Below are 22,047 nucleotides of genomic sequence, written 5' to 3' on the forward strand. Positions count from 1 at the left end.
CGCGCCCCGTGGTTCGGGTCCCTCCGTCGTATCCTGCTCGAACGCACTTCAGCGAGCGGAGAGGCACGTTGGCCGGGCGCATCGAGGACTACGCACTCATCGGGGACATGCAGACGGCCGCCCTGGTCGGCCGCGACGGCACGATCGACTGGTTGTGCCTGCCCCGCTTCGACTCCCCGGCCGTCTTCGCGGCGCTGCTGGGCACCGAGGAACACGGCTTCTGGCGGCTCGGTCCGGCGTACGAGCCGGGCCGCAGGCCGCCGGTCTCCACCCGGCGCCGCTATCGCGGGGACTCGCTGATCCTGGAGACCGAGTGGGACACCCCGCGCGGCACCGTGCGGGTCATCGACTTCATGCCGCGCCGCCAGGACGCCGCCCCGCAGCTGGTGCGCATCGTCGAGGGCGTGAGCGGCCGGGTGCCGATGCACTCCGCGCTGCGGATGCGCTTCTCGTACGGGCGGGTGGTGCCGTGGGTGCACAAGGTCGACGGGCGCACCGTCGCCGTCGCCGGCCCGGACTCGGTGTGGCTGGACACGCCGGAGGACACCTACGGCGAGGACCTCACCACCCACTCCGACTTCACCGTCACGCCCGGCGAGCGGGTCGCCTTCGCGATCAGCTGGCAGCCCTCGCACGAGGAGCCCCCGCCGCTCCCCGAGCCGGAGGCGGCGCTGAGCGCCACCGAGGAGTTCTGGCGCGAGTGGACGGCGCAGTGCACGTACCAGGGCCCCTACCGGGACGCGGTGATGCGCTCGCTGATCACGCTCAAGGCGCTGACGTACGAGCCGACCGGCGGCATCGTCGCCGCGCCGACCACCTCCCTGCCGGAGGACATCGGCGGCGTGCGCAACTGGGACTACCGCTTCACCTGGCTGCGCGACGCGGCGATCACGCTCTCCTCGCTGCTGCGCACCGGCTACCGCGAGGAGGCGCGCGCCTGGCGCGAGTGGCTGCTGCGCGCGGTCGCCGGCGACCCGGAGAACCTGCAGATCATGTACGGCATCGCGGGCGAGCGGGAGTTGGGCGAGGTGGAGCTGGAGTGGCTCCCCGGCTACGAGGGCTCCCGGCCGGTGCGCGCGGGCAACGGGGCCGCCGGGCAGCTGCAGTTGGACGTCTACGGCGAGGTCGCCGAAGCACTGCACCTGGGCCACATGACGGGGCTGACGCGCAGCGACTACGCCTCGCTGCTGCAGATCAAGATGATCCGCTGGATCGAGGAGAACTGGCAGCAGCCCGACGAGGGGCTGTGGGAGGTGCGGGGCCCGCGGCGGCAGTTCGTGCACTCGAAGGTCATGCTGTGGGTCGCGGTCGACCGCATGATCAAGCTCGTCGAGGCGGGCGAGGCGGACGGCCCGCTGGAGCGCTGGCGCGCGCTGCGCGAGGACATCCACCGCGAGGTCTGCGAGAAGGGCTACGACAAGGCGCGCAACACCTTCACCCAGTCCTACGGCTCCCAGGAGCTGGACGCGTCGCTGCTGCTCATCCCGCAGGTGGGGTTCCTGCCGCCGGACGACAAGCGCGTGATCGGCACGATCGAGGCGGTCCAGCGCGAGCTGTCGACGCCGGACGGCTTCATCCTGCGCTATCCCACCTCCGGTACGGAGCACGGGCTGGACGGACTGCCGGGCGACGAGGGGGCGTTCCTGGCCTGCTCGTTCTGGATGGCGGACGATCTGGCGATGATCGGGCGGGTGGAGGAGGCCCGGCGGCTCTTCGAGAAGCTGCTCTCCCTGCGCAACGACCTGGGGCTGCTGGCGGAGGAGTGGGATCCGCGGCTGCAGCGCCAGGTGGGGAACTTCCCGCAGGCCTTCAGCCATGTGCCGCTGATCGACACGGCGCTGCGGCTGGGCGCCTCGGGGGCGTTCGCGGGGTAGGCGCGTGTGGGATCCCAGATCCCGTGTCCCTTTCCCACCGGTGATGTCCACCGCGTGGCCAATAGGACACGGGGATTGGAATCCGCAGGTGAAGCGCCGCCTCCCGAGCCAGGAGCGGCGCGGCAGCAGAGGAAGTGGACACAGCCACGGGACGACGACCGGTGGACAGCGAGTGGGACGACTACGAAAACCGCTGGTCAGAGCGATTCGAGTGGACAGCCCGACGTGGAACCTACAGCTGTGGGATCCCAGATCCCGTGTCCTCGTCCCAGCGGTGGTGTCCACCGCGTGGCCAATAGGACAGGGGGCCGGGATTCATGCTCCGTGAGCGAGTAGTTCCCCTCTTTGTGTACAGGACCACCCCGGTCGTCGTCTGCGTACGCGGCGAGGGCAGGACCTCGGCGTCCGGCGGCCAGTGGGGCCGCCTCGAAACGCGCGGGGTTGATGGTCTGATGGGTACAGCGGTGGCCACGCCGGTACGGCTGAGCGTACGGCGGGATGACGAAGCCGTGGTGGAGGACCTGGAGTGGCCGTCGGTGCCGCTCGGGCTGCTGCGGGAGGCTCGGCCCTGGCGGACGTTCCGCTGGTTCAAGGGACAGCAGCACTATTCGGGCACGTATTGGTCGGCCACCATGGGCGACCACGTGATCTACGAGTCGCGGCTGGAGCTGGGGCGGCTGCTGTTCGCCGACTTCGCCCCAGCGGTGCGGCACATCGTCGCCCAGCCGTTCCTGCTCAAGACCGATGTTGACGGCAAGATCCGCAAGCACATCCCGGACTACCTGCTGCTGGCAGACGACGGTCCGATGGTCGTGGACGTCAAGCCGCGCCGCCGGCTTCAGAAGCCGGAGGTCGCCTTCACCTTCGCCTGGACGCGCGAGGCGGTCGCGTCGCGCGGGTGGCAGTACGAGGTGTGGAGCGAGCCGGATCCGCACGTGCTGGAGAACATCCGGTTCCTGGCCGGCTACCGCCGCGACTGGCTGTTCGACCCCGATCTGGTGGCCGCGCTGCGGGCCGCTGATCTGGACGGAATGCCGCTGGGCGACGCCTTCCGGCTGCTGCCGGAGTGTCCCCGGCCGCTGGTGAAGTCCGCGGTGCTGCACCTGTTGTGGTCCGGGCATGTGACGACCGCACTGGACCGGCCGCTGAGCGCTGCGCACGTGCTGCGGAGGGCCGCATGAGCGGGGCAGGGATGAAGCTGGGGGTCGGCACGCACTTCCGGCTGGACGGCGAGACTGTCGAGGTCGTGGAGTTCGCCAGCCTGGCCACGGGCATGGAGGTCGTCCTCAAGGACGGACGCGACCGACTGACCCGGATGTCGCTGCGCGAACTGCTGACCTCCGATCGCGTCGAGCTGATCCACGACAGGACAGGCCCGTCTGCCGCCGATGACGAGGACGTCGCCGCAGTGGTGCTGAGCCGGCTGACCAAGGACGAGCAAAAGGACGTCCTGAAGCGGACCGCGCACGTCCGGGAAATGCTGACGGGCTACCGCTCTGGCAGCGAGGACCTTCCGCAGCCTGATGAACCGCGCCCTCAGTACGCCGCCGGGTTGCCGCTGAAGGCCCGGTATGAGGCCAAGGCGGTGGAAATGGGAGTAACCGAGCGAACGGTGCGTCGGTGGGCCCGCGCCTTCCGCGAATTCGGCGAGGCGGGGCTGGTGCCGAAGACCGTGCAGTCGGACGGCGGGCTGGGCAACGCCGACCCGCGCTGGGTCGAGGCCGCGGTGGAGGTGCTGAAGGAGTACGAGCAGGAGTCGCGGCCCTCGGTGAAGGTGGTGCTGGAAGAGGTCGAGGCACGCGTCAAATCCACGTTCAAACTGGTGAAGGTGCCTGTGCCGCCGCGGACGACGGCCTATCGGTGGATGCAGGAACTGGACCGGCGCCATCCGACCTTCCGGCTGAGTACCCAGCGCAACCGGGACATCGCCGATCGCCCGAGGAAGGTCTACGGCAAGCTGCGGCCCACGCGGCCGGGCGAGTACGTGCTGATGGACACCACCCGGCTTGATGTGTTCGCCCTTGACCCTGTGACGTTGCGGTGGATGCAAGCGGAGTTGACCGTCGCGATGGACTGGTACACCCGCTGCATCATCGGTCTGCGCGTGACACCGGTGTCGACGAAGGCGATCGATGCCGCGGCCGTTCTCTACCAGGCATACCGCCCCCAGCCGGTTCCGGAGAGCTGGCCGCGGGAGGCCGCCTGGCCTGAGCACGGGATTCCGCGCGGGGTGTTGGTGGAGGCCGAGGCCATTCACGGGCCCGTCACCGGAGTCTGGGGGCCGAAGGTGGCGCCGGAGACGCTGATCGTTGACCACGGAAAGATCTACGTATCGGCACATCTGACCAGTGTCTGCCGCCGGATGGGGATCTCGGTGCAGCCGGCGAGGCTACGAACGGGCCGAGACAAGGGACCGGTAGAGCGGTTCTTCCGCACCCTGCGGGAAGACCTGCTGCAGCGGCTGCCCGGTTACAAAGGACCGGACATCCACTCGCGCGGGATGAACCCGGAGAAGGACGCCTTCTTCTTCCACCACGAGTTGGAGGCCATTATCCGCGAGTGGACCGCAGTGACGTATCACCGCAGGCCACACGAGGGACTGCTCGACCCGCACCTGCCGAAGGTGGAGTTGTCGCCAGCGGCGATGTTCGAGCACGGCCTCGCACGGGCGGGCTACATCGAGGTGCCTCGCGACCCGGACCTGGCCTATGAGTTCCTCGACGTCACGATGCGGACCGCCCAGCACTACGGCGTCGAGATCAACGGCCGCCGCTACAACGGCGGCTGCCTCGACGGGCTGCGGGACATGGCCGGCTCCGACATCGATCTGGACAAGCGACGGCTGCCGTTCTTCGCCGACCCCGACGACGTCACCCGAGTCCACTTCCGTGACCACCAACGCGTCTGGCACACCCTGCAGTGGGAGCACGCCCCCAGCCTGAACATGCCGCTGAGCGAGGAAGCTCTGCAGTTCGCCCGGCGCCTGGCAGCGAAGGAGCACCCCTATCCCGACGACCGGCTCGCCATCGCCCTGCTGCTGAAGCGATGGAACCTCGGCCTGGGAACGTCCCTGGTCGAACGGCGGATGGCACTGCGGCTCTCCCGTGAACAGACGGCCCTGGGCCTTCCCGGAACGCTGGCCGACGACGTGCGGTCGCTGCCGTCGGTCGCCCGCGTGCTGTCCCTACCCGAGCAGCCAGCCCCTCCGCCGATCGAGGCCGTCCAGGACCGGGAGCCGGAGGCAGGCGATGACGATGCCGACGGCTTGGAGGAACTGGAAGAGGAACTCGACTTCTACGCCACCGCCCTGAAGGACATCGATGACGACGAGTAAGCGGCCCCGGGCCCAGGGCGAGGAAACCGATCTGCGCTCGCGACTGGACCACCTCACGCTGTCCCGCAAGGAAGGCTTCGGACGCCTGGCAGACGCACCACCCCGGCCACGCCCTGAACCGCTGTCCCGTCGGCAGTTGAAGTCGCTGGGAGAGGAGGCCCTGGCCGAATACAACCGCGGGCGCCGAAAGTGGCACGCGAACCTCGGTCCGCTGGTGACACCACAGATGGAAGAGCTGCACGAAGATCTCTCGGACATCTTCGACAGCAACGACCAGGACAGCGACAAGGTCAAGGGCGGTATTGCCCTCGACGCCTTTCCCGGGCTGGGCAAGACCACAGCCGTCCTCGCTTTCGCCCGGAAACTCCACCGTCGCATCATCCAGGAAGAAGGCAAGTACACCGACGAGGGGCATGAACGGTGGCCCGTCTGCCGCGTCGGACTGGCCAGCAACACAGGGATGCGCGACTTCAACCGATCCATTCTTGAGTACTACGGCCACCCAGGACGCTTCCGTGGGACCGCCGCCGAATTCGGCTACCGCGCGCTTGATTCCGTCCTGTCCGCGGAGACGGAAATCTTGATCGTGGACGACCTGCACTTCCTCAAGTGGAGGAACAAGAACGGGATCGAAGTCAGCAACCACTTCAAATACATCGCCAACGAGTTCCCCGTCACCTTGCTACTGATCGGCGTCGGCCTGGAGAAGCGCGGACTGTTCAGCGAAGGAGAAGATTACGAGAACGCGATTCTTGCGCAGACCGGGCGTCGCACAACACGGCTCGGCATGGCCCCGTTCACGATCGACTCCGAGAAGGGCCGCACCGACTGGCGCAACACCCTTCTCGCGATCGAAGAACGTGTCGTCGTCACGGACAAGTACCCCGGAATGATCGCGGACGAGTTGTCCGACTACCTCTTCGCCCGTAGCACCGGACACATCGGCTCGCTCATGACACTGATCAACCGCGGCTGTCAGAGAGCCGTACGCACCGGCGTCGAACGCCTGGACAAGAAGCTGCTGGACCAGGTGAAGAACGATTCCGCAGCCGAACAAGCACGGCGGGAGCTGCAGCAGGCATTCGAGTCAGGCCGGCTGGTCAGCCAGCCAGGAAGCCGGGCCGCGTGAACGAGCTCCGCACCCTAGCCATCCGCGTCCTCCCGCTGCCCGGGGAAAGCATCGACAGCTGGCTGGAGGCCCTCGCCCGACGCTCCTGGACGTCGTTGTCTGCCCTCCTTGAGGCTCTTGGCCTCCCGGTCTATGAGCGCACCCACCGCATGCTCGTCACCCCGTCCTCCGAGATACTCCGTCAGCTGGAAGCCCAGACAGGACTGCCCCCGGGACACCTGGATCAGACCGTCATTCCGCCGGGACTTTTCGGCCGTTACGCGCCTCGCTGGCGGTTCTGCCCACAGTGTCTGCGCGAATCGGACGGCCGCTGGCTCACACGCTGGTGGCTCCCCTGGTCCCTCACCTGCGTCAAGCATGAGGCACTCCTGCAGAGCGTCTGCCCGAGTTGCCTCAAGGAACCGCGCGAGTTCTTGCCCAGGCCAGTCCACGTCAACGCACCCGGGCGCTGCTTGCGTCCCGCAGGTCCACGGAGCGTCTGCGGAGCCGACCTGAGTGCCATCCCCGCACTGGGTCTCGATCGGGGGCACCCCCTCGCCCAAGCCCAACTTGAACTCGACCACGTCGCGATCACCAGAACCACGAACACCGACTCCGTCTTCACACATGCAGAAGAGTGCCTCGACCGGCTAACGCAGGCGATGTCGAACTCAGACCTTCCGGCTCTGGACAGCGTTCTCGGTGACGCTTGGGAGCGCCTGTTCACGACGACGCCGATCCCTCTCACCGAGTTCGCCGCCTGGCGTCTGCGCGAGCGCGGAAGCAAGATCCTCACCCGCGAACTTCTCCGGCAGGAATACCAGAAAGATGGCAAGCCGCTTCGCCAGATCGCTGAAGATTACTCATTTCCTCGCAAATACGTGATTGAGCGAGCCAGAGAGCTCGGCATCCCCATCTATCGCGGGAACCGGCCACACATCTTCAACGACGAGTGGCTCAGAGATCAGTACGTCAACCAAACCAGGTCCGCTTTTGACATCGCTCAAGAACTAGGAACAACAGGTGAAGTCGTCCGCCGAAGACTCGATCACCTCGGAATCCCGCGCCGCCTGTTCGGTGTTCACAGCTGGCCCATCATGAATAGGAAACTCGACGACTCCATCCCCGTCGATATCCGGAAAGTAACGGAAGGGAACCTGCACGGATGGCTCCGCCTGCGGCGCTTCCAGATCCTCATGACCTTTCCCACGCTCACGACTGCCGCCGCATATCTCAAGGTCAGGCCCAGCGTGCTCACCGGGCAGTTCAATCGCCTGGAAACAGACCTCGGCGCTGAACTGTTCCACCGCTCGGTTCGCCATGCAGCCCAACACCCAACCAGGCGCGGAGCCTCGCTGCTGCGAGATGTGAATGATCCACAGGTTCAGAACCTCATGCGTGAAGCCCTCGGCCCCAGGTTCGAGCCAATGGCCAGCCGTGCTGAAATCGAATCTGCGGAAGCGGTGGCCGATGGCATGGATGCGCGCTTGACCTCCCTGGAGTCTGATCTACCAGCACTCGCTCACTTCCATATCCCGCCGACCATAGTCCCTTTGCTGAAACACCTCCTTGAATACGCTGGTCAAGAGACCTACGCGGCGCAGATCCAGACCCGCACCGGAATGTCTCGCGCCACCATCCAGAACCAGCTCAAGCGCTTCGCTGAAGCCAGCTGGCTCACTGCTCGCGATGAACCCCGTGAAGCACGTCCGCACGGCGGCCGCTGCCGCATCTACTACTCGCTGACCGCACCAGCTCGTCAGATCCCGATCCGCGATCTGCTCAGGAACCCCCGGCAGCCGCGGAAAAGGACACCACCGCGGGACGAATCGCAGGACACAGCAGTGGGACTGAACCGCAAACCCGCTGGTCAGCGAGTCACCGAATGACGCAATTTATAGGAACCTACAGCGCGCTCCGGTCGGCGGTCGGCCAGGGCGGGGGCGCCCGCGGTCAGGGGGACGTGAGTTCGTCGTAGACCGCGAGGACCTGCGCGACCGTGTCGTCCTCCGTCGGCCAGGACGCCGCCCGGCGGCGGCCCGCTTCGGCGAGCGCGCGGCAGCGCTCCGGGGAGGCGAGCAGGCGGGTGACCGCCGCCGCCAGGGCGGGGGCGTCGCCGTGCGGGACCAGCTCGGCCGCCTCGCCGACCAGCTCCGCCACCCCGTCGACCGCCGCCGCGACCAGCGGCGCACCTGCGTGCAGGGCCTCCTGCGCCAGCAGCGGCCGCGCCTCCCAGGCGCCGGCGAGGACCGCCACGTCCGAGGCGGCGAGCAGCTCCGGCAGGTCGTCCCGGCGGCCCAGCAGCCGCACCGGCAGCCCCTCGGTGTCGATCCGCCGCTGCAGCGTCCCGCGCTGCGAGCCCTCGCCCGCGATCGCCAGCAGCGGCGGTGGGTCCAGCGAGCGCCAGCCGCGCGCCGCGTCCAGCAGCTCGCCGTGGCCGTGGTCCGGCTCCAGCCGCGCCGCCGCCAGCAGCAACGGGCGGTCCACCGCGCCGAGTTCGGCCCGCGCCTTCTGGCGCGCCTGCTCGGTCAGCCGCACCGGCATCCGGGGTGCCGGCACCGCGATGGGGGCCAGTCGCGCATCGCGCGCACCGCGGCTGCGCGCCCGGTCCATCAGCTCCGTCGAGGCTCCCAGCACCACCCGTGAGGCCCGTACCACCCGGCGCTCCAGCGGCGGCATCAGCCGTGCCCGCAGCCCCTCGTCCTCCGCCTTCGTGTGCCAGGTGAAGACCAGCGGCGTGCGGCGGCCCGTCAGTACCGCCCGCGCCAGCACCCCCGCGCGCAGGCCGTGCGCGTGCACCAGGTCCGAGCCCGCGCAGGCCGCCCGCAGTACCGCCAGCGTCCGAAGCTCCCCGCCGGGGCCCACCGGCAGCCGCGCGACCTGCGCGCCGGCCGCCGTGAAGCCGTAGAGCCGCTCCGCCTTCGGGGTGGCGACCACCGTCACCCGCACCCCGCGCGCCACCAGCCCCGCCGCGAGGGAGCGCACGTGCGGCCCCGTGCCGTACCCGCCGCTGCCCACGATCTGCACGGCGTGCAGCGGGCCGCGTCCGCCCCTGCCACGCCACGATGCTGCGGTGGTGATCACTCGGCCGGCGCTCCCGTCCCTCGTGGCGGCCCGGTGCCTGCCACCGGTGCCCGGCCCGATCCGTCACGGTGCCGACGACAGCAGCATGCCACCCCCGGGTGGGCGGCGGAACCCGATCACGCCGCGCTTCCCACGCGCGGGAAGCGCACTCCCCCACCGCATCACCCCAAGGAGTGACATCCGGGACGTGCCGCGCCCCGGATCGGGCTCAGGAGGCCGCCTCCACCCGGGCGGCCGCGAGGAGTTCCTCCGCGTGCGCCCGCGCCGAGGAGGAGTCCTCCTGGCCGGCGAGCATCCGCGACAGCTCGCGCACCCGCGCCTCGCCCTCCAGCACCGTGACCCCGCTGCGGGTCACCGCGCCGTCGTCGGTCTTCTCCACCAGCAGCTGCCGGTCGGCGAACGCCGCCACCTGCGGCAGGTGCGTCACGACCACGACCTGCGCGGAGCGCGCCAGCTTCGCCAGCCGCCGGCCGACCTCCACCGCCGCCTTGCCGCCGACGCCCGCGTCGACCTCGTCGAAGAGATACGTCGGCACGGGGTCGGAGCCCGCGAAGACGACCTCCACCGCGAGCATCACCCGCGACAGCTCACCGCCCGAGGCGCCCTTGGCGATCGGCCGCGCCTGTGCACCGGGGTGCGGCGCCAGGTACAGCTCGACCTCGTCGACACCCGTCGGCCCGAAGTCCGCCAGCGCGCCGATCTCCACCGACACCCGCGCGTGCGGCATCGCCAGCTCCGCCAGCTCCGCCGTCACGGCGGCGGCGAACCGCTGCGCCGCCTCCCGCCGCGCGGCGGTCAGCTCAGCCGCCAGCTCCGTCAACTCCTCGGCCAGCGCGTCGCGTTCGGCGGCCAGTTCGTCGAGGCGCGAGTCGTCGCCCTCCAGCTCCGTCAGCCGCAGCGTGCCGCGCTCGGCCCACGCCAGCACCGCGTCGATGTCCGTGCCGTACTTCCGCGTCAGCTGCGCCAGCGCCGCGCGCCGGTCCTCGACGGCCGCCAGGCGCAGCGGGTCGGCGTCCACCCCGTCGGCGTACGCGGCGAGCTCCTGCGCCACGTCCGCGACCAGGATGCCGATCTCCGCCAGCCGCTCCGCGAGGGCGCCCAGCGCCGCGTCGTGCGACCGTACGGCCTCCAGCGCCCGCTGGGCACCCGCGACGAGCGTCGCGGCGTCCACGTCCTCGGAGTCCTCCGGGTCGCCCGCGAGCGCCCCGTGCGCGGCGTGCGCGGCGGCCGTCAGCGCCTCGGCGTGCCCCAGCCGCTCGGCCTCGGCGGCCAGCTCGCCGTCCTCGCCGGAGCGCGGCTCGACACCGGCGACCTCGCCCAGGCCGAAACGCAGCAGGTCCGCCTCCTGCGCCCGCTCCCGGGCGCGGGTGGTGATCTCCTCCAGCTCGGCCGCCACCGACCGCAGCCGCCGGTAGACGGCGCCGTACTCGGCCAGGGGGACGGCCACCGTGTCGCCCGCGTAGCGGTCCAGGGCCTCGCGCTGGCGGGCCGGCTTGAGCAGGCCCTGCTGGTCGGTCTGGCCGTGCACGGCGACCAGGTCGTCGGCCAGCTCGCCGAGCAGCCCGACCGGGACGCCGCGCCCGCCGACGTACGCCCGGGAGCGGCCCTCGGCGGAGACCGTACGGCTGATGAGCAGGGCGCCGTCGTCCAGCTCGGCCCCCGCCTCCAGGGCCCGCACCGCCGCCGGGGCGCCGGGGGGGACGACCACCCGCCCCTCGACGGTGGCGCCCTTGGCGCCGATCCGCACCAGGCCCGCGTCCGCGCGCCCCCCGAGCAGCAGCCCGAGGCTGGTGACGACCATGGTCTTGCCCGCGCCTGTCTCGCCCGTGACCGCGGTGAAGCCGGGCGACAGCTCGACGACAGCGTCGTCGATCACACCCAGGGACCGGATCCGCATCTCCTCCAACACGGGTATGACCATACGAGGTTCCCCCCTCCTCTTGCGACGCACTCCCCCCGACACCGGGAATCCGGCGGATCCGTCAGTGCGGCGCTCCGCGCCAACCTGCCACCGGGAGGGCGAACTTGGCGACCAGGCGGTCGGTGAAGAGCGCGTGGTGCAGCCGTGCCAGGCGGACGGGGACCGCGCCGCGGCGGACCTCCACGCGGGCGCCGGCGGGCAGCTCCACCGTGCGCCGGCCGTCGCACCACAGCACGCCGTGCTGACCCGCGCCGTCCTGCACCTCGACCGCCAGCACCGAGTCGGGCGAGGTGACGAGCGGCTTGGCGAAGAGGGCGTGCGCGCTGATGGGCACCATCAGCAGCGCCTCGACCTCCGGCCAGACCACCGGTCCGCCCGCCGAGAAGGCGTACGCCGTGGAGCCGGTCGGGGTGGCGCAGACGACGCCGTCGCAGCCGAAGCGCGAGACGGGGCGCCCGTCGACCTCGATGACGACCTCCAGCATCCGCTCGCGCGCCGCCTTCTCCACGGAGGCCTCGTTGAGCGCCCAGTCCTGGTGCACGATCTGCCCGTTGGTGCGGACCAGGACGTCGATCGTCATCCGCTCCTCGACCTCGTACTCCCGCGAGACCACCCGGTCCACGACCTTGTCGAGGTCGTCGCGCTCGGCCTCCGCGAGGAAGCCGACCCGGCCGAGGTTGACCCCGAGCATCGGCACGCCCGCCGCGCGCGAGATCTCCGCGCCGCGCAGCAGGGTGCCGTCGCCGCCCAGGACGATGAGCAGCTCCACGCCCCGCACCGCCTCGGGCTCGGCGGTGGCGAGGGTCTCCACCCCGCTGGGCAGCGGCACGTCGGCCGCCTCGGCGGCCAGGACGCGCACTCCTATCCCCGAGCTGAGCAGTCCCTGGACGACCAGCTCGGCGCTGCGGATGGCCGCGGGGCGGCCGGTGTGGACGAGCAGCAGCACGTTGCGCTCGGTCTGCGCCGGCTCGATCGCGGCCGCCTCCGCCACGACAGCCTCCGCCACGACCGCCGTCTCCCCGGTCAGCTCCGCCACCGGTCCCTCCCCCGTCCGCTCCTCCGCCACCGCGGTCACCATCCGATCGGTCATCCGGGCCCCTCCGCCACCGCACGGTCGACATCCGCCGGGTCCAGTGCCGGCGCGCCGGCCCGCAGCCACAGGAAGTACTCGACGTTCCCCGAGGGGCCGGGCAGCGGGCTGGCCGTCACACCGAGCACGCCCAGCCCCAGTACGGCGGCCTGCTCCGCGACCGTGCGCACCGCCTCGGCGCGCAGCTCGGGGCTGCGCACGACACCGCCGCTGCCCAGGCGCTCCCTGCCCACCTCGAACTGCGGCTTGACCATCAAAACCAGGTCCGCCCCGGGCGCCGTGCAGGCCGCGAGCGCGGGCAGCACCAGGCCGAGCGGAATGAACGACAGGTCCCCGACGACGAGGTCGACCGGCCGGCCGTCGAGCAGGTCGAGTGTCAGCTCCCGCACGTTGGTGCGGTCCTTCACCGTCACCCGCCCGTCGCTCTGCAGCGACCACGCCAGCTGCCCGTACCCCACGTCCACGGCGACGACGTGCGCCGCCCCGGCCCGCAGCAGTACGTCCGTGAAGCCGCCGGTGGAGGCGCCGGCGTCCAGGGCGCGGCGCCCCTCGACGGCCAGCCCGGCCGGCTGGAACGCGGCCAGCGCGCCGGCGAGCTTGTGCCCGCCGCGCGAGACGTACTCCGGGTCGTCGTCGTCCTTGGTGACCACGACCGCCGCACTGGTCTCCACCTGGGTGGCGGCCTTCGTCGCCGTCGCGCCCCCGACCGTCACGCGGCCGGCGGCGATGAGCGCCTGCGCCTGCTCACGGGAGCGGGCGAGATTGCGGCGGACGAGCTCCGCGTCGAGCCTTCTGCGCTGAACGGCCACGCTCAACCCCGCACTGCGCCGGGCGCGGGCGGCCCGGGTCGGCGGTCGAGGTCCTCCAGGGCGGCGCGGATCCGCCCGTGCGCGTCCTCGTACACCTCCAGGTGCCCGTCGACGGGCAGCCCGTCGGCGTCGGCGAGGCGCTCCAGGGCGGTGTCCACCTCCGTGCTCCCCGTCGCCGTGCGGGCCACGCCCAGGGGCTCGGGTCCGGGCGGCTCGGGCGCCGTCGCGGCCAGGTCGGCGGGAGCGGCGGGCGCAGGCACCGCAGCCTGCTCCGCAGCCGTCCCGGGGATCATTTCGCTCATGCCCCAGACGCTACCCTGCCGCGCCGACACTCTGCCGATGAGCTGCCGACGCGCACTCCTCCCAGCCCTCCGGTAGCGTCGGCGGGGATGGCTGGGACAACTGTCGAGGACTGCCGCGCCGCACTCGAGCGCCTCTCCGCGAGCATGGGCGCCGCCCAGGGGGACCTGCGCAAGGCCGCCTCCCTGGACCGCTCGCTGAGCTGCGAGATCACCGATCTGGACACCACGTTCACCGGCAGGCTGCGCGACGGGCGCATCCAGGACATCCGGGCGGTCGCCGGCCCCCCGCCGGGGAAGGCGCAGATCCGCCTCGCCATGTCGGGTGACGATCTGCGGGCCCTGGTGGACGGCCGGCTGAACTTCGCGAAGGCGTGGGCGTCGGGCCGGGTGAAGGTGCACGCGAGCCTGCCGGACCTGCTGAGGCTGCGCTCGCTGCTGTAGTCCCGTACCCGGTAGGGCCCTCAGTCCCGCGCCGCCCTGCGCGCGGCCGGTACGACCAGGGGCGTCCCGGTCTCCGGGCACTCGATCACCTGGCACGCCACCCCGAACACCTCCCGTACCAGCTCCGCGTCGACGATCTCCCCCGGCCTGCCCTCGGCCACCACCCGGCCCTCGCGCAGGGCGATGAGGTGGGTGGCGTAGCGGGCGGCCTGGTTGAGGTCGTGCAGGACGGCGACCAGGGTGCGGCCCTGGCGCTCGTGCAGTTCGGCGCACAGGTCCAGGACCTCGATCTGGTGCTGGATGTCGAGGAAGGTCGTCGGCTCGTCCAGGAGCAGCAGCGGCGTCTGCTGGGCCAGCGCCATGGCGATCCACACCCGCTGGCGCTGCCCGCCGGAGAGTTCGTCCACGTACCGCTCGGCCAGGTCCCCCACGCCGGTGGCGGCCATCGACTCCGCCACGATCCGCTCGTCCTGCGCGGACCACTGCCGCAGCAGCCCCTGGTGCGGGTAGCGGCCGCGGGCCACCAGGTCGGCGACGGTGATGCCGTCGGGGGCGGTGGAGGACTGCGGCAGCAGGCCCAGGGTGCGGGCGACCTTCTTCGCCGGCATCGAGCCGATCGCCTGGCCGTCGAGCAGGACGCGGCCCCCGGTGGGCTTCAGCATCCGCGACAGGGCCCGCAGCAGCGTCGACTTGCCGCAGGCGTTCGGGCCGACGATCACGGTGAAGGAGTTGTCGGGGATACGGACCGACAGCTCCTCGGCGATGACCCGCCGGTCGTAGCCGAGGGTGACGTTCTCGGCGGTGAGGCGGCTGCCCGGTGCGGCCTGCTGGGCCGGTACGGCGGTCGACATGGATGCGCTCCCGGTGGTGTTCATATCCGTCCTGCCCTGCGCTCGCCGATCAGCAGCCACAGGAGGTAGCAGCCGCCGAGCACGCCGGTGACGACGCCGACGGGCAGTTGTGCGTCGCCGAAGGCGCGCTGCGCCACCCAGTCCGCGGCGGTGAGCAGCGCGGCGCCCATCACCGCGGCGGGCAGCAGGCCCGGGCCGGGCGAGCGGGTGAGCCGCCGGGCGAGCTGCGGCGCGGTGAGCGCCACGAAGGAGACGGGGCCGGCGGCGGCGGTGGCGGCGGCGGTGAGCAGCACCGCGCTGGTCATCAGCACCAGGCGGGTGCGTTCGACGGGCACGCCGAGCGCACCGGCGGCGTCGTCGCCCAGCTCCAGCATCCGCAGCGGGCGGGCGTAGGCGAGGATCAGCGGCATGAGCAGGGCGCACAGCCACAGCAGCGGCCAGACCTGCGCCCAGTCCCGTCCGTTGAGGGAGCCGGTGAGCCAGACCAGGGCGCGGGCGGCGTCGACGATGTCGGCCTTGGTGAAGAGGTAGCCGTTGACGGCGGTGAGCATGGCGGCGGCGCCGATGCCCACCAGGACGAGGCGGTAGCCGTGCACACCGCGCCGCCACGCCAGTGCGTAGATCAGCACGCCGGTGACCAGCCCCCCGGCCAGTGAGCCGAGCGCGACCTGGACGGCGTCGCCCTGGAAGAGGACGATCACCGTCAGCGCGCCGACCACGGAGCCCTGTCCGAAGCCGATGACGTCGGGGCTGCCCAGCGGGTTGCGCGAGACGGACTGGAAGACCGCGCCGGCCAGCCCCAGGCAGGCGCCGACGAGCAGCGCCACCAGCAGCCGCGGCAGCCGCAGTTCGCGCACGATGAACTCCTGGCCCGGCTCACCGTGGCCGAGCAGCGTCGCCACGACGTCGCCCGGCGCGAGGGGGAAGTCCCCGGTGCCGAGCAGGAGGACGCCGGCGCCGGCGGCCGCGAGGGCGAGCAGCGCCACGACGAGCGCCGCGCGCACGTCCGCGCGCACGGAGAGCCCGGAGGTCCGCAGGACGGGGTTGTTGCGAAGGCTCACGGCTGGCTCATCCTCCGGCGTCGTACGAGATGGATGAAGACCGGGCCGCCGATGAGCGCGGTGACGACGCCCACCTGCAGCTCGCCGGGCCGGGCGGCGAGGCGCCCCACCACGTCGGCGGTGAGCAGCAGCACGGGCGCCAGGACGGCCGCGTACGGCAGGATCCAGCGCAGGTCGGGGCCGGTGAAGCCGCGTACCAGGTGCGGCACCATCAGCCCGACGAAGACGATCGGCCCGCAGGCGGCGACCGCGCCGCCGCAGAGCAGCGTGGCGGCGAGCATCGCCAGCGCCCGGGTGCGGGGGAGGTTCGTGCCCAGTGCGCGGGCGGTGTCGTCGCCCAGGGCGAGGGCGTTCAGCGGCCGGGCGAGGCCCAGCGCGAGCAGCGTGCCGACGGCGAGGAAGGGCAGCACCTGCCAGAAGGTGTCCATCCGGGCGGAGGCCAGTGAGCCGACCGTCCAGAAGCGCATCCTGTCGAGCGCGGCCGTGTCGAGGAGCTGGACGGCCTGGATGTAGCCGTAGAGCGCGGCGGTGACGGCGGTCCCGGCGAGGGTGAGGCGCACCGGTGTGGCGCTGCGGTGGCCGCCGAGGACGTAGACCAGCACGGCGACGGCCGCGGCGCCGGCGAAGGCGAACCAGACGTACCCCGTCAGCGAGGTGATCCCGAGCAGGCTGATCGCGGTGACCACGGCGGCGGCGGCGCCCGCGTTGATGCCCAGCAGCGTCGGGTCGGCGAGCGGGTTGCGGGTGAGGGCCTGCAGGACGGCGCCGGCCAGGCCGAGCGCGGCGCCCACGATCAGGCCGAGGGCGGTACGGGGGACGCGCAGCTCGCGGATGACGGTGGCGGTGTCGCCGCCGCTGTCGCCGAGGAGGCCGTGCCAGACGTCCCCCAGGGGTATCTGCTTGGCCCCGAGGGCGATGCTCGCCACCACGGCCAGCGCGAGCACCGCCACGGAGGCGAGCAGCCCGGCGGCGCGGGCGGCATCGCGACGCGGCGGCACGACCGGGGACGCGGGTACGGGAGGACTGTCGACCAACACGCAGTTAGGTTAGCCTAACCTCCATTGCGCGTCGCGGGCCGCCCCCTCACCACCCCAGCGTCTCCAGCGCCTTCCCCGCGTCCAGCCCGCACCGCCCCTCCCCCGCCCGCGTCCACGCCGCCGCGCACAGCGCCCGCAACCCGTCCAGCGCCCCGTCCGCCCCGCCGCCCTCGCCGTCCAGCGCCAGTACGTCCCCGCGCACGGACGCCGTCCAGCCGCCGCAGCACGCCGCACCGTCCGCCGAGACCACCACCGGCGGCTGCCCGGTGAGCAGCCCCCGCAGATCGGCCGCCACGTACGTCGGGCGCTGCTGCGGCACCGCCGCCAGCAGCTGCCCGGCATCCGTCACGCCCGTGAGCACCAGCAGCGAGTCGACGCCGCCGTTGTACGCGCCCTCGATGTCCGTGTCGAGCCGGTCCCCGACGACCAGCGGCCGCTTCGCCCCGGTCCGCAGGACCGTCTCACGGTGCATCGGCGGCATCGGCTTCCCGGCGATCCGCGGCTCGGCACCGGTGGCGATCCGCACCACCTCGATCGCCGCCCCGTTGCCGGGCGCGATGCCCCGCCCGCTGGGCAGCGTCCGGTCGCCGTTGGAGGCGAACCACGGCACTCCGCGCGCCACCGCGTACGCGGCCTCCGCGAAGCGCCCCCACTCCAGCCCCGGCCCGCCGTAGCCCTGCGCGACGGCGGCCGGGTCGTCGTCGGCGGAGTCGACGGGCTCCAGCCCGCGCTCCCGCAGGGCCGCGTAGAGCCCCTCGGCGCCGACGGTCAGCACCCGCGCGCCGGCGGGCACCTCCTCGGCGATCAGCCGGGCGACCGCCTGCGCCGAGGTGACCACGTCACCGGGCGCCGCGGGCACGCCCAGCTCGGTCAGATGGGCGGCGACCGCCTGCGGCGTACGGGAGGCGTTGTTGGTGACGTACGCCAGGTGCATCCCGTTCCTCCGGGCGCTCGCCAGCGAGTCGGCGGCGTGGTCGATGGCCGCGCCGCCGGCGTAGACGACGCCGTCGAGATCGAGCAGGGCCGTGTCGTACGCCCGGTCGAGCGGGACGGCGCTGCCGCCGGGGGCGGTCCTCAGGGGGTTCGGGGGCCTCAAAGGGTCAGTCACGTGGGACTCCTCTCCGCCCCGATCATTCCGCAAGCGGACGGAGGAATACCATCCCGTCCATGCATAACAAGCGCGGTCTTCAGCTCCTCCCCTTCCGGGGCCTTCGGTACGCCCCCTCCCGGGTGCGCAGCCTGGCCGCGGTGACCTCTCCCCCCTACGACGTGGTGGTCCGCCCGGAGGGCAAGCACCACCTGGAGACCGCCGACCCGCACAACATCGTCCGCCTCATCCTCCCCAGCGGCCCCGACCAGGCGGCCGCCACCCTGCGCCGCTGGCAGGAGGAGGGGGTGCTGACCCCCGACGACACGCCCGCCGTCTACGTCTACGAGCAGCGCAAGGACGACACCCTGCAGCGCGGACTGATCGGCGCCCTGCGGCTGTCCGAGCCCGCGGAGGGCGTCGTACTGCCGCACGAGGGCGTGATGGAGCACATCGTCCAGGACCGCGCCGCCCTGATGCGCGCCATGGCCGCCAACCCCGAGCCGCTGCTGCTGTCCTACGTCAGCGACGGGCGGGCGACCGGCGCCACGGCGGTCGTCGAACGGGCCGCCGGCCGTCCGCCGCTGCTCGCCACCACGACCGAGGACGGGGTGGCCCACCGGCTCTGGGCGGTCACCGAGGCGGCCGAACTGGCGGAGATCGACGCCGACCTCGCCGGACGCCAGGCCCTCATCGCCGACGGCCACCACCGCTGGGCCACGTACCTGCGGCTGCGCGACGAGCACACCGGGCCCGGCCCGTGGGACTACGGCCTGGTCCTGCTGGTGGACACCGCCCGCTATCCGCTCCAGGTCAAGGGCATCCACCGGGTCCTGCACCGGCTGCCACCGGACCGGGCACTGACCGCACTGAAGGACGCCTTCCGGGTACGCGAGATCGACGGCCCGCTCTCCGGCGCGCTCGACGCCCTCACCTCGACGGAGACGGAGGCGGAGGCGGGCGGGGCGGGGAACACCGCCTTCGTCCTGGCGGGCGACGACCGCTACCACCTGCTCGACCGCCCGGACCCGGCCCTCCTGGCCCGTACGATCCCCGCCGACCGCCCGGCCGCCTGGCGCACCCTGGACGCCACGGTGCTCCACTCCACCCTGCTGGAGCACGTCTGGCAGGTCCCCGACCAGCCGGCGCACATCAGCTACCTGCACGACGCCCAGGCCGCCGTGGCGCAGGCCCGGCGGCACGGCGGCACGGCGGTGCTGATGCGGCCGGTACGCGAGGAGGTCGTCCGCGAGCTCGCGCGGGCCGGGGTGACGATGCCGCGCAAGTCGACCTCGTTCGGCCCGAAACCGGCGACCGGGCTGGTGCTGCGGTCGCTGCGACTGGACTGAACGGCCCGCCCGGAACGCGAAAGGCGCCGGTCCGCCCCTGTCAACAGGGATGGACCGGCGCCTTTCCCCACACTCAGTCGTCGGTGGGGTCCACCGGGGGCTCGGCGAAGTCCTTCACCGGACGTCCGGCATCGGCGGGACGGTCCGCGAGGGTCTCGAACTCCTCGTCGTCCTCGTCGTAGTACTCCTCGCCACCGAACGCGATGGGCACGGAGTCCTCGTCGACGTCGCCGGCCTCGAACTCCGCGCCCTCGTCGTCGGCGTCGGGTCCGTCGCGGTCATCGAGATCCGCACGCACCTCCACGACCTCCTCGTCGTAGTCCTCGTCGTCCTCCGCGTCCTCGTCCAGGGCGTCGGTGAACTCGATGCCGTCGATCCGGGCGAGGCGGTCGGAGGCGTCCGTGGCACCGTCCTGGTCGGCCTCGAGCGCCTTGGCGAACCACTCGCGCGCCTCGCCCTCGCGGCCCACCTCGAGCAGCGCGTCGGCGTAGGCGTACCGCAGCCGCGCCGTCCACGGGTGGATGGCACTGGACCCCAGCTCCGGGCTCTGCAGCGTCACGACGGCGGCCTCGGCCTCCCCCATGTCCTGCCGCGCCCCGGCGGCCACGAGCCGCATCTCGACCTGGCCGGCCTTGTCCAGCCGCTGCACCTCGGGCGCACCGGCCATCTCCAGCGCCCGCTCGGGCCGCCCCATGCCGCGCTCGCAGTCGGCCATGATCGGCCACAGCTCGTGCGTCCCGGTCATCCGCCGCGCGGCCCGGAACTCGGCGAGCGCCTCCTGGTAGCGCCCGGTGGCGTACGCGGCGAAGCCGGCGGCCTCCCGCACGGCCCCGACCCGGGAGGCGAGCCGCAGGGCGATCTTGGAGTGCTCGTACGCCGTCTCCGGCTCCTCGTCCAGCAGCCGCGCGACCATCACGAGGTTACGGGCCACGTCCTCGGCCAGCGTCTTGGGCAGGCTCAGCAGCTCCTGCCTGACGGACTTGTCGATCTCCTCACCGGTCACGTCGTCGGGAATCGGCAGCCGCCTCACCGGCGGCCGGTCATCCCTCCGAAACCCACGGTCGTCGTCCCGACGCGGACCCCGGTCATCACTGCGACCGAAGCCCCCACGGCGGTCGTCGTCCCGCCGGGGGCCACGGTCGTCGCGACGGAACCCACCACGGTCGTCGTCCCGACGGGGAGCACTCCGGTCATCGCGACGGAAACCGCCCGGAGCACTGTCCCGACGCGGACCACCACGGTCGTCGCTACGACCGAAACCGCCACGACGATCATCATCCCGACGCGGACCCCGGTCATCACTGCGACCGAAGCCGCCACGGCGGTCATCGTCCCGGCGGGGGCCGCCACGGTCGTCCCGGCGGAAGCCGCCCGGAGCGCTGTCCCGACGCGGGCCACTGCGGTCGTCACGACGGAAACCACCGCCGCCACCGCCTTCACGACGAGGCCCACGGTCGTCGCTGCGACCGAAGCCGCCACGGCGGTCATCGTCCCGACGCGGAGCACCACGGTCGTCGTCCCGACGGGGGGCGCGGTCATCGCGACGGAACCCACTGCGGTCGTCGTCCCGACGGGGGGCGCGGTCATCGCGACGGAACCCACCCTGCCCGCTGTCCCTACGCGGACCACCACGATCATCCCGGCGGAAGCCACCACGGTCGTCACTGCGGCCGAAGCCACCACGGCGGTCATCATCCCGACGCGGACCGCCACGGTCGTCGCGACGGAAGCCGCCCGGAGCGCTGTCCCGACGCGGCCCACCACGGTCGTCACTGCGGCCGAAGCCACCACGACGATCATCATCCCGACGAGGCCCACGGTCGTCACTGCGACCGAAACCACCACGGCGATCATCATCCCGACGCGGAGCACCACGGTCGTCGTCCCGACGGGGAGCACTCCGGTCATCGCGACGGAACCCACCCGGAGCACTGTCCCTACGCGGACCACCACGATCATCCCGGCGGAAGCCACCACGGTCGTCACTGCGACCGAAGCCACCACGACGGTCATCATCCCGACGCGGACCGCTGCGGTCGTCGCGACGGAAACCGCCCGGAGCGCTGTCCCGACGCGGGCCACTGCGGTCGTCACGACGGAAACCACCGCCGCCACCACCTTCACGACGAGGCCCACGGTCATCGCTGCGACCGAAACCACCACGACGGTCATCATCCCGACGCGGAGCACCACGGTCGTCGTCCCGACGGGGAGCACTCCGGTCATCGCGACGGAAGCCGCCCGGAGCGCTGTCCCTACGTGGACCACCCCGGTCATCACTGCGGCCGAAACCACCACGGCGGTCGTCATCCCGGCGGGGGCCACCACGGTCGTCCCGGCGGAAGCCGCCCGGAGCGCTGTCCCTGCGCGGCCCACTGCGGTCGTCACGACGGAAACCGCCGCCACCACCTTCACGACGAGGCCCGCGCGGGCGGTCGTCCCGACGGTCATCCCCTCGGCGGCCGGACTCGTTGCCGCCCTCGCGGGGGGGTCCACCGTTCGCAGACATCGTCTCTCCTGTCATCAGGCACCACAGCCATTCTCACGCAGCCGGCACGGCCACGCGCTTCGAGCAAACACAAAAAGGACCTGTGGTCCCAGCGCTTACGCTGGGACCACAGGTCCTCTAAAGATTGTTCGGCGGCGACCTACTCTCCCACAGGGTCCCCCCTGCAGTACCATCGGCGCGGAAAGGCTTA

The 22,047-nt window shown here is 72.0% G+C and carries 17 protein-coding genes, 1 rRNA gene and 1 pseudogene; 7 read left to right on the forward strand and 12 right to left on the reverse strand.

The window, feature by feature from the left end:
* Positions 1–68: 68 nt before the first annotated feature.
* From ACFQLX_RS14665 to ACFQLX_RS14685, 5 genes are all read left to right on the forward strand, one after another.
* On the forward strand, positions 69–1,874 hold the full coding sequence (locus tag ACFQLX_RS14665; RefSeq protein WP_386415061.1) for a glycoside hydrolase family 15 protein: 1,806 nt from the start codon (positions 69–71) through the stop codon (positions 1,872–1,874).
* A 347-nt stretch (positions 1,875–2,221) separates the two neighbouring features.
* Positions 2,222–3,055, forward strand: coding sequence for a TnsA-like heteromeric transposase endonuclease subunit (locus ACFQLX_RS14670; RefSeq protein WP_386415062.1), 834 nt, complete (start codon positions 2,222–2,224; stop codon positions 3,053–3,055).
* Positions 3,052–5,208, forward strand: coding sequence for a helix-turn-helix domain-containing protein (locus ACFQLX_RS14675; protein ID WP_386415064.1), 2,157 nt, complete (start codon positions 3,052–3,054; stop codon positions 5,206–5,208). Before ACFQLX_RS14670 ends, ACFQLX_RS14675 begins: the two co-directional genes overlap by 4 nt.
* A complete protein-coding gene (locus tag ACFQLX_RS14680) occupies positions 5,195–6,337 on the forward strand; it encodes an AAA family ATPase (protein ID WP_386415066.1) in 1,143 nt (380 codons plus the stop codon). The genes ACFQLX_RS14675 and ACFQLX_RS14680 overlap by 14 nt, the downstream gene beginning before the upstream one ends.
* Complete coding sequence (locus ACFQLX_RS14685) at positions 6,334–8,205, forward strand: TniQ family protein (RefSeq protein WP_386415067.1); 1,872 nt, start codon at positions 6,334–6,336, stop codon at positions 8,203–8,205. The genes ACFQLX_RS14680 and ACFQLX_RS14685 overlap by 4 nt, the downstream gene beginning before the upstream one ends.
* Positions 8,206–8,269: 64 nt before the next feature.
* Here ACFQLX_RS14685 and ACFQLX_RS14690 read toward each other — a convergent pair whose 3' ends face one another.
* The 5 genes from ACFQLX_RS14690 to ACFQLX_RS14710 form a co-directional block, all read right to left on the reverse strand.
* The gene (locus ACFQLX_RS14690; RefSeq protein ID WP_386415103.1) at positions 8,270–9,397 is read right to left on the reverse strand and encodes a glycosyltransferase family 4 protein; all 1,128 of its coding nucleotides are present in this window, start codon (positions 9,395–9,397) and stop codon (positions 8,270–8,272) included.
* A gap of 211 nt (positions 9,398–9,608) precedes the next feature.
* On the reverse strand, positions 9,609–11,321 hold the full coding sequence (gene recN / locus ACFQLX_RS14695) for a DNA repair protein RecN (protein ID WP_386415069.1): 1,713 nt from the start codon (positions 11,319–11,321) through the stop codon (positions 9,609–9,611).
* A 61-nt stretch (positions 11,322–11,382) separates the two neighbouring features.
* Positions 11,383–12,411: an NAD kinase gene (locus ACFQLX_RS14700; protein ID WP_386415070.1), complete on the reverse strand. Its 1,029-nt coding sequence runs from the start codon at positions 12,409–12,411 to the stop codon at positions 11,383–11,385.
* Entirely contained in the window at positions 12,408–13,220 is an 813-nt protein-coding gene (locus tag ACFQLX_RS14705; RefSeq protein WP_386415072.1) for a TlyA family RNA methyltransferase, read from the reverse strand. Before ACFQLX_RS14705 ends, ACFQLX_RS14700 begins: the two co-directional genes overlap by 4 nt.
* Positions 13,221–13,222: 2 nt before the next feature.
* A complete protein-coding gene (locus ACFQLX_RS14710) occupies positions 13,223–13,522 on the reverse strand; it encodes a hypothetical protein (protein WP_386415074.1) in 300 nt (99 codons plus the stop codon).
* A gap of 87 nt (positions 13,523–13,609) precedes the next feature.
* Between ACFQLX_RS14710 and ACFQLX_RS14715 the strand changes: the two genes are divergently transcribed.
* Positions 13,610–13,963 carry an SCP2 sterol-binding domain-containing protein gene (locus ACFQLX_RS14715; RefSeq protein WP_386415076.1) on the forward strand — a complete coding sequence of 118 codons (354 nt, stop codon included), beginning with the start codon at positions 13,610–13,612 and terminating at the stop codon, positions 13,961–13,963.
* 20 nt (positions 13,964–13,983) lie between these two features.
* On the opposite strand, the gene ACFQLX_RS14720 is transcribed toward ACFQLX_RS14715, so the two are convergent.
* Genes ACFQLX_RS14720 through ACFQLX_RS14735 form a run of 4 tightly spaced genes read right to left on the reverse strand, consistent with a single transcriptional unit; the run spans position 13,984 to position 18,020 of the window.
* On the reverse strand, positions 13,984–14,814 hold the full coding sequence (locus ACFQLX_RS14720; protein ID WP_386415078.1) for an ABC transporter ATP-binding protein: 831 nt from the start codon (positions 14,812–14,814) through the stop codon (positions 13,984–13,986).
* A 20-nt stretch (positions 14,815–14,834) separates the two neighbouring features.
* Complete coding sequence (locus ACFQLX_RS14725) at positions 14,835–15,875, reverse strand: FecCD family ABC transporter permease (protein WP_386415079.1); 1,041 nt, start codon at positions 15,873–15,875, stop codon at positions 14,835–14,837.
* Entirely contained in the window at positions 15,872–16,912 is a 1,041-nt protein-coding gene (locus ACFQLX_RS14730; RefSeq protein ID WP_386415080.1) for a FecCD family ABC transporter permease, read from the reverse strand. The genes ACFQLX_RS14725 and ACFQLX_RS14730 overlap by 4 nt, the downstream gene beginning before the upstream one ends.
* Before the next feature lie 46 nt (positions 16,913–16,958).
* On the reverse strand, positions 16,959–18,020 hold the full coding sequence (locus tag ACFQLX_RS14735; protein WP_386415082.1) for an HAD-IIA family hydrolase: 1,062 nt from the start codon (positions 18,018–18,020) through the stop codon (positions 16,959–16,961).
* Positions 18,021–18,079: 59 nt separating this feature from the next.
* On the opposite strand from ACFQLX_RS14735, the gene ACFQLX_RS14740 reads away from it, so the two are divergent.
* Positions 18,080–19,348, forward strand: a complete 1,269-nt coding sequence (locus ACFQLX_RS14740) for a DUF1015 family protein (RefSeq protein ID WP_386415083.1) — start codon at positions 18,080–18,082, stop codon at positions 19,346–19,348.
* 73 nt (positions 19,349–19,421) lie between these two features.
* Here ACFQLX_RS14740 and ACFQLX_RS14745 read toward each other — a convergent pair whose 3' ends face one another.
* The 3 genes and pseudogenes from ACFQLX_RS14745 to rrf form a co-directional block, all read right to left on the reverse strand.
* Positions 19,422–20,378 (reverse strand): tetratricopeptide repeat protein, encoded by a 957-nt coding sequence (locus ACFQLX_RS14745; protein ID WP_386415085.1) that lies wholly within the window; start codon positions 20,376–20,378, stop codon positions 19,422–19,424.
* 213 nt (positions 20,379–20,591) lie between these two features.
* Positions 20,592–21,872, reverse strand: a pseudogene (locus ACFQLX_RS25785) (hypothetical protein); the annotation flags it as partial.
* A 111-nt stretch (positions 21,873–21,983) separates the two neighbouring features.
* Positions 21,984–22,047, reverse strand: a 5S ribosomal RNA gene (gene rrf / locus ACFQLX_RS25810); the annotation flags it as partial.

The sequence above is a fragment of the Streptomyces polyrhachis genome, assembly GCF_042663125.1.
GTDB classification, from domain to species: domain Bacteria; phylum Actinomycetota; class Actinomycetes; order Streptomycetales; family Streptomycetaceae; genus Streptomyces; species Streptomyces polyrhachii.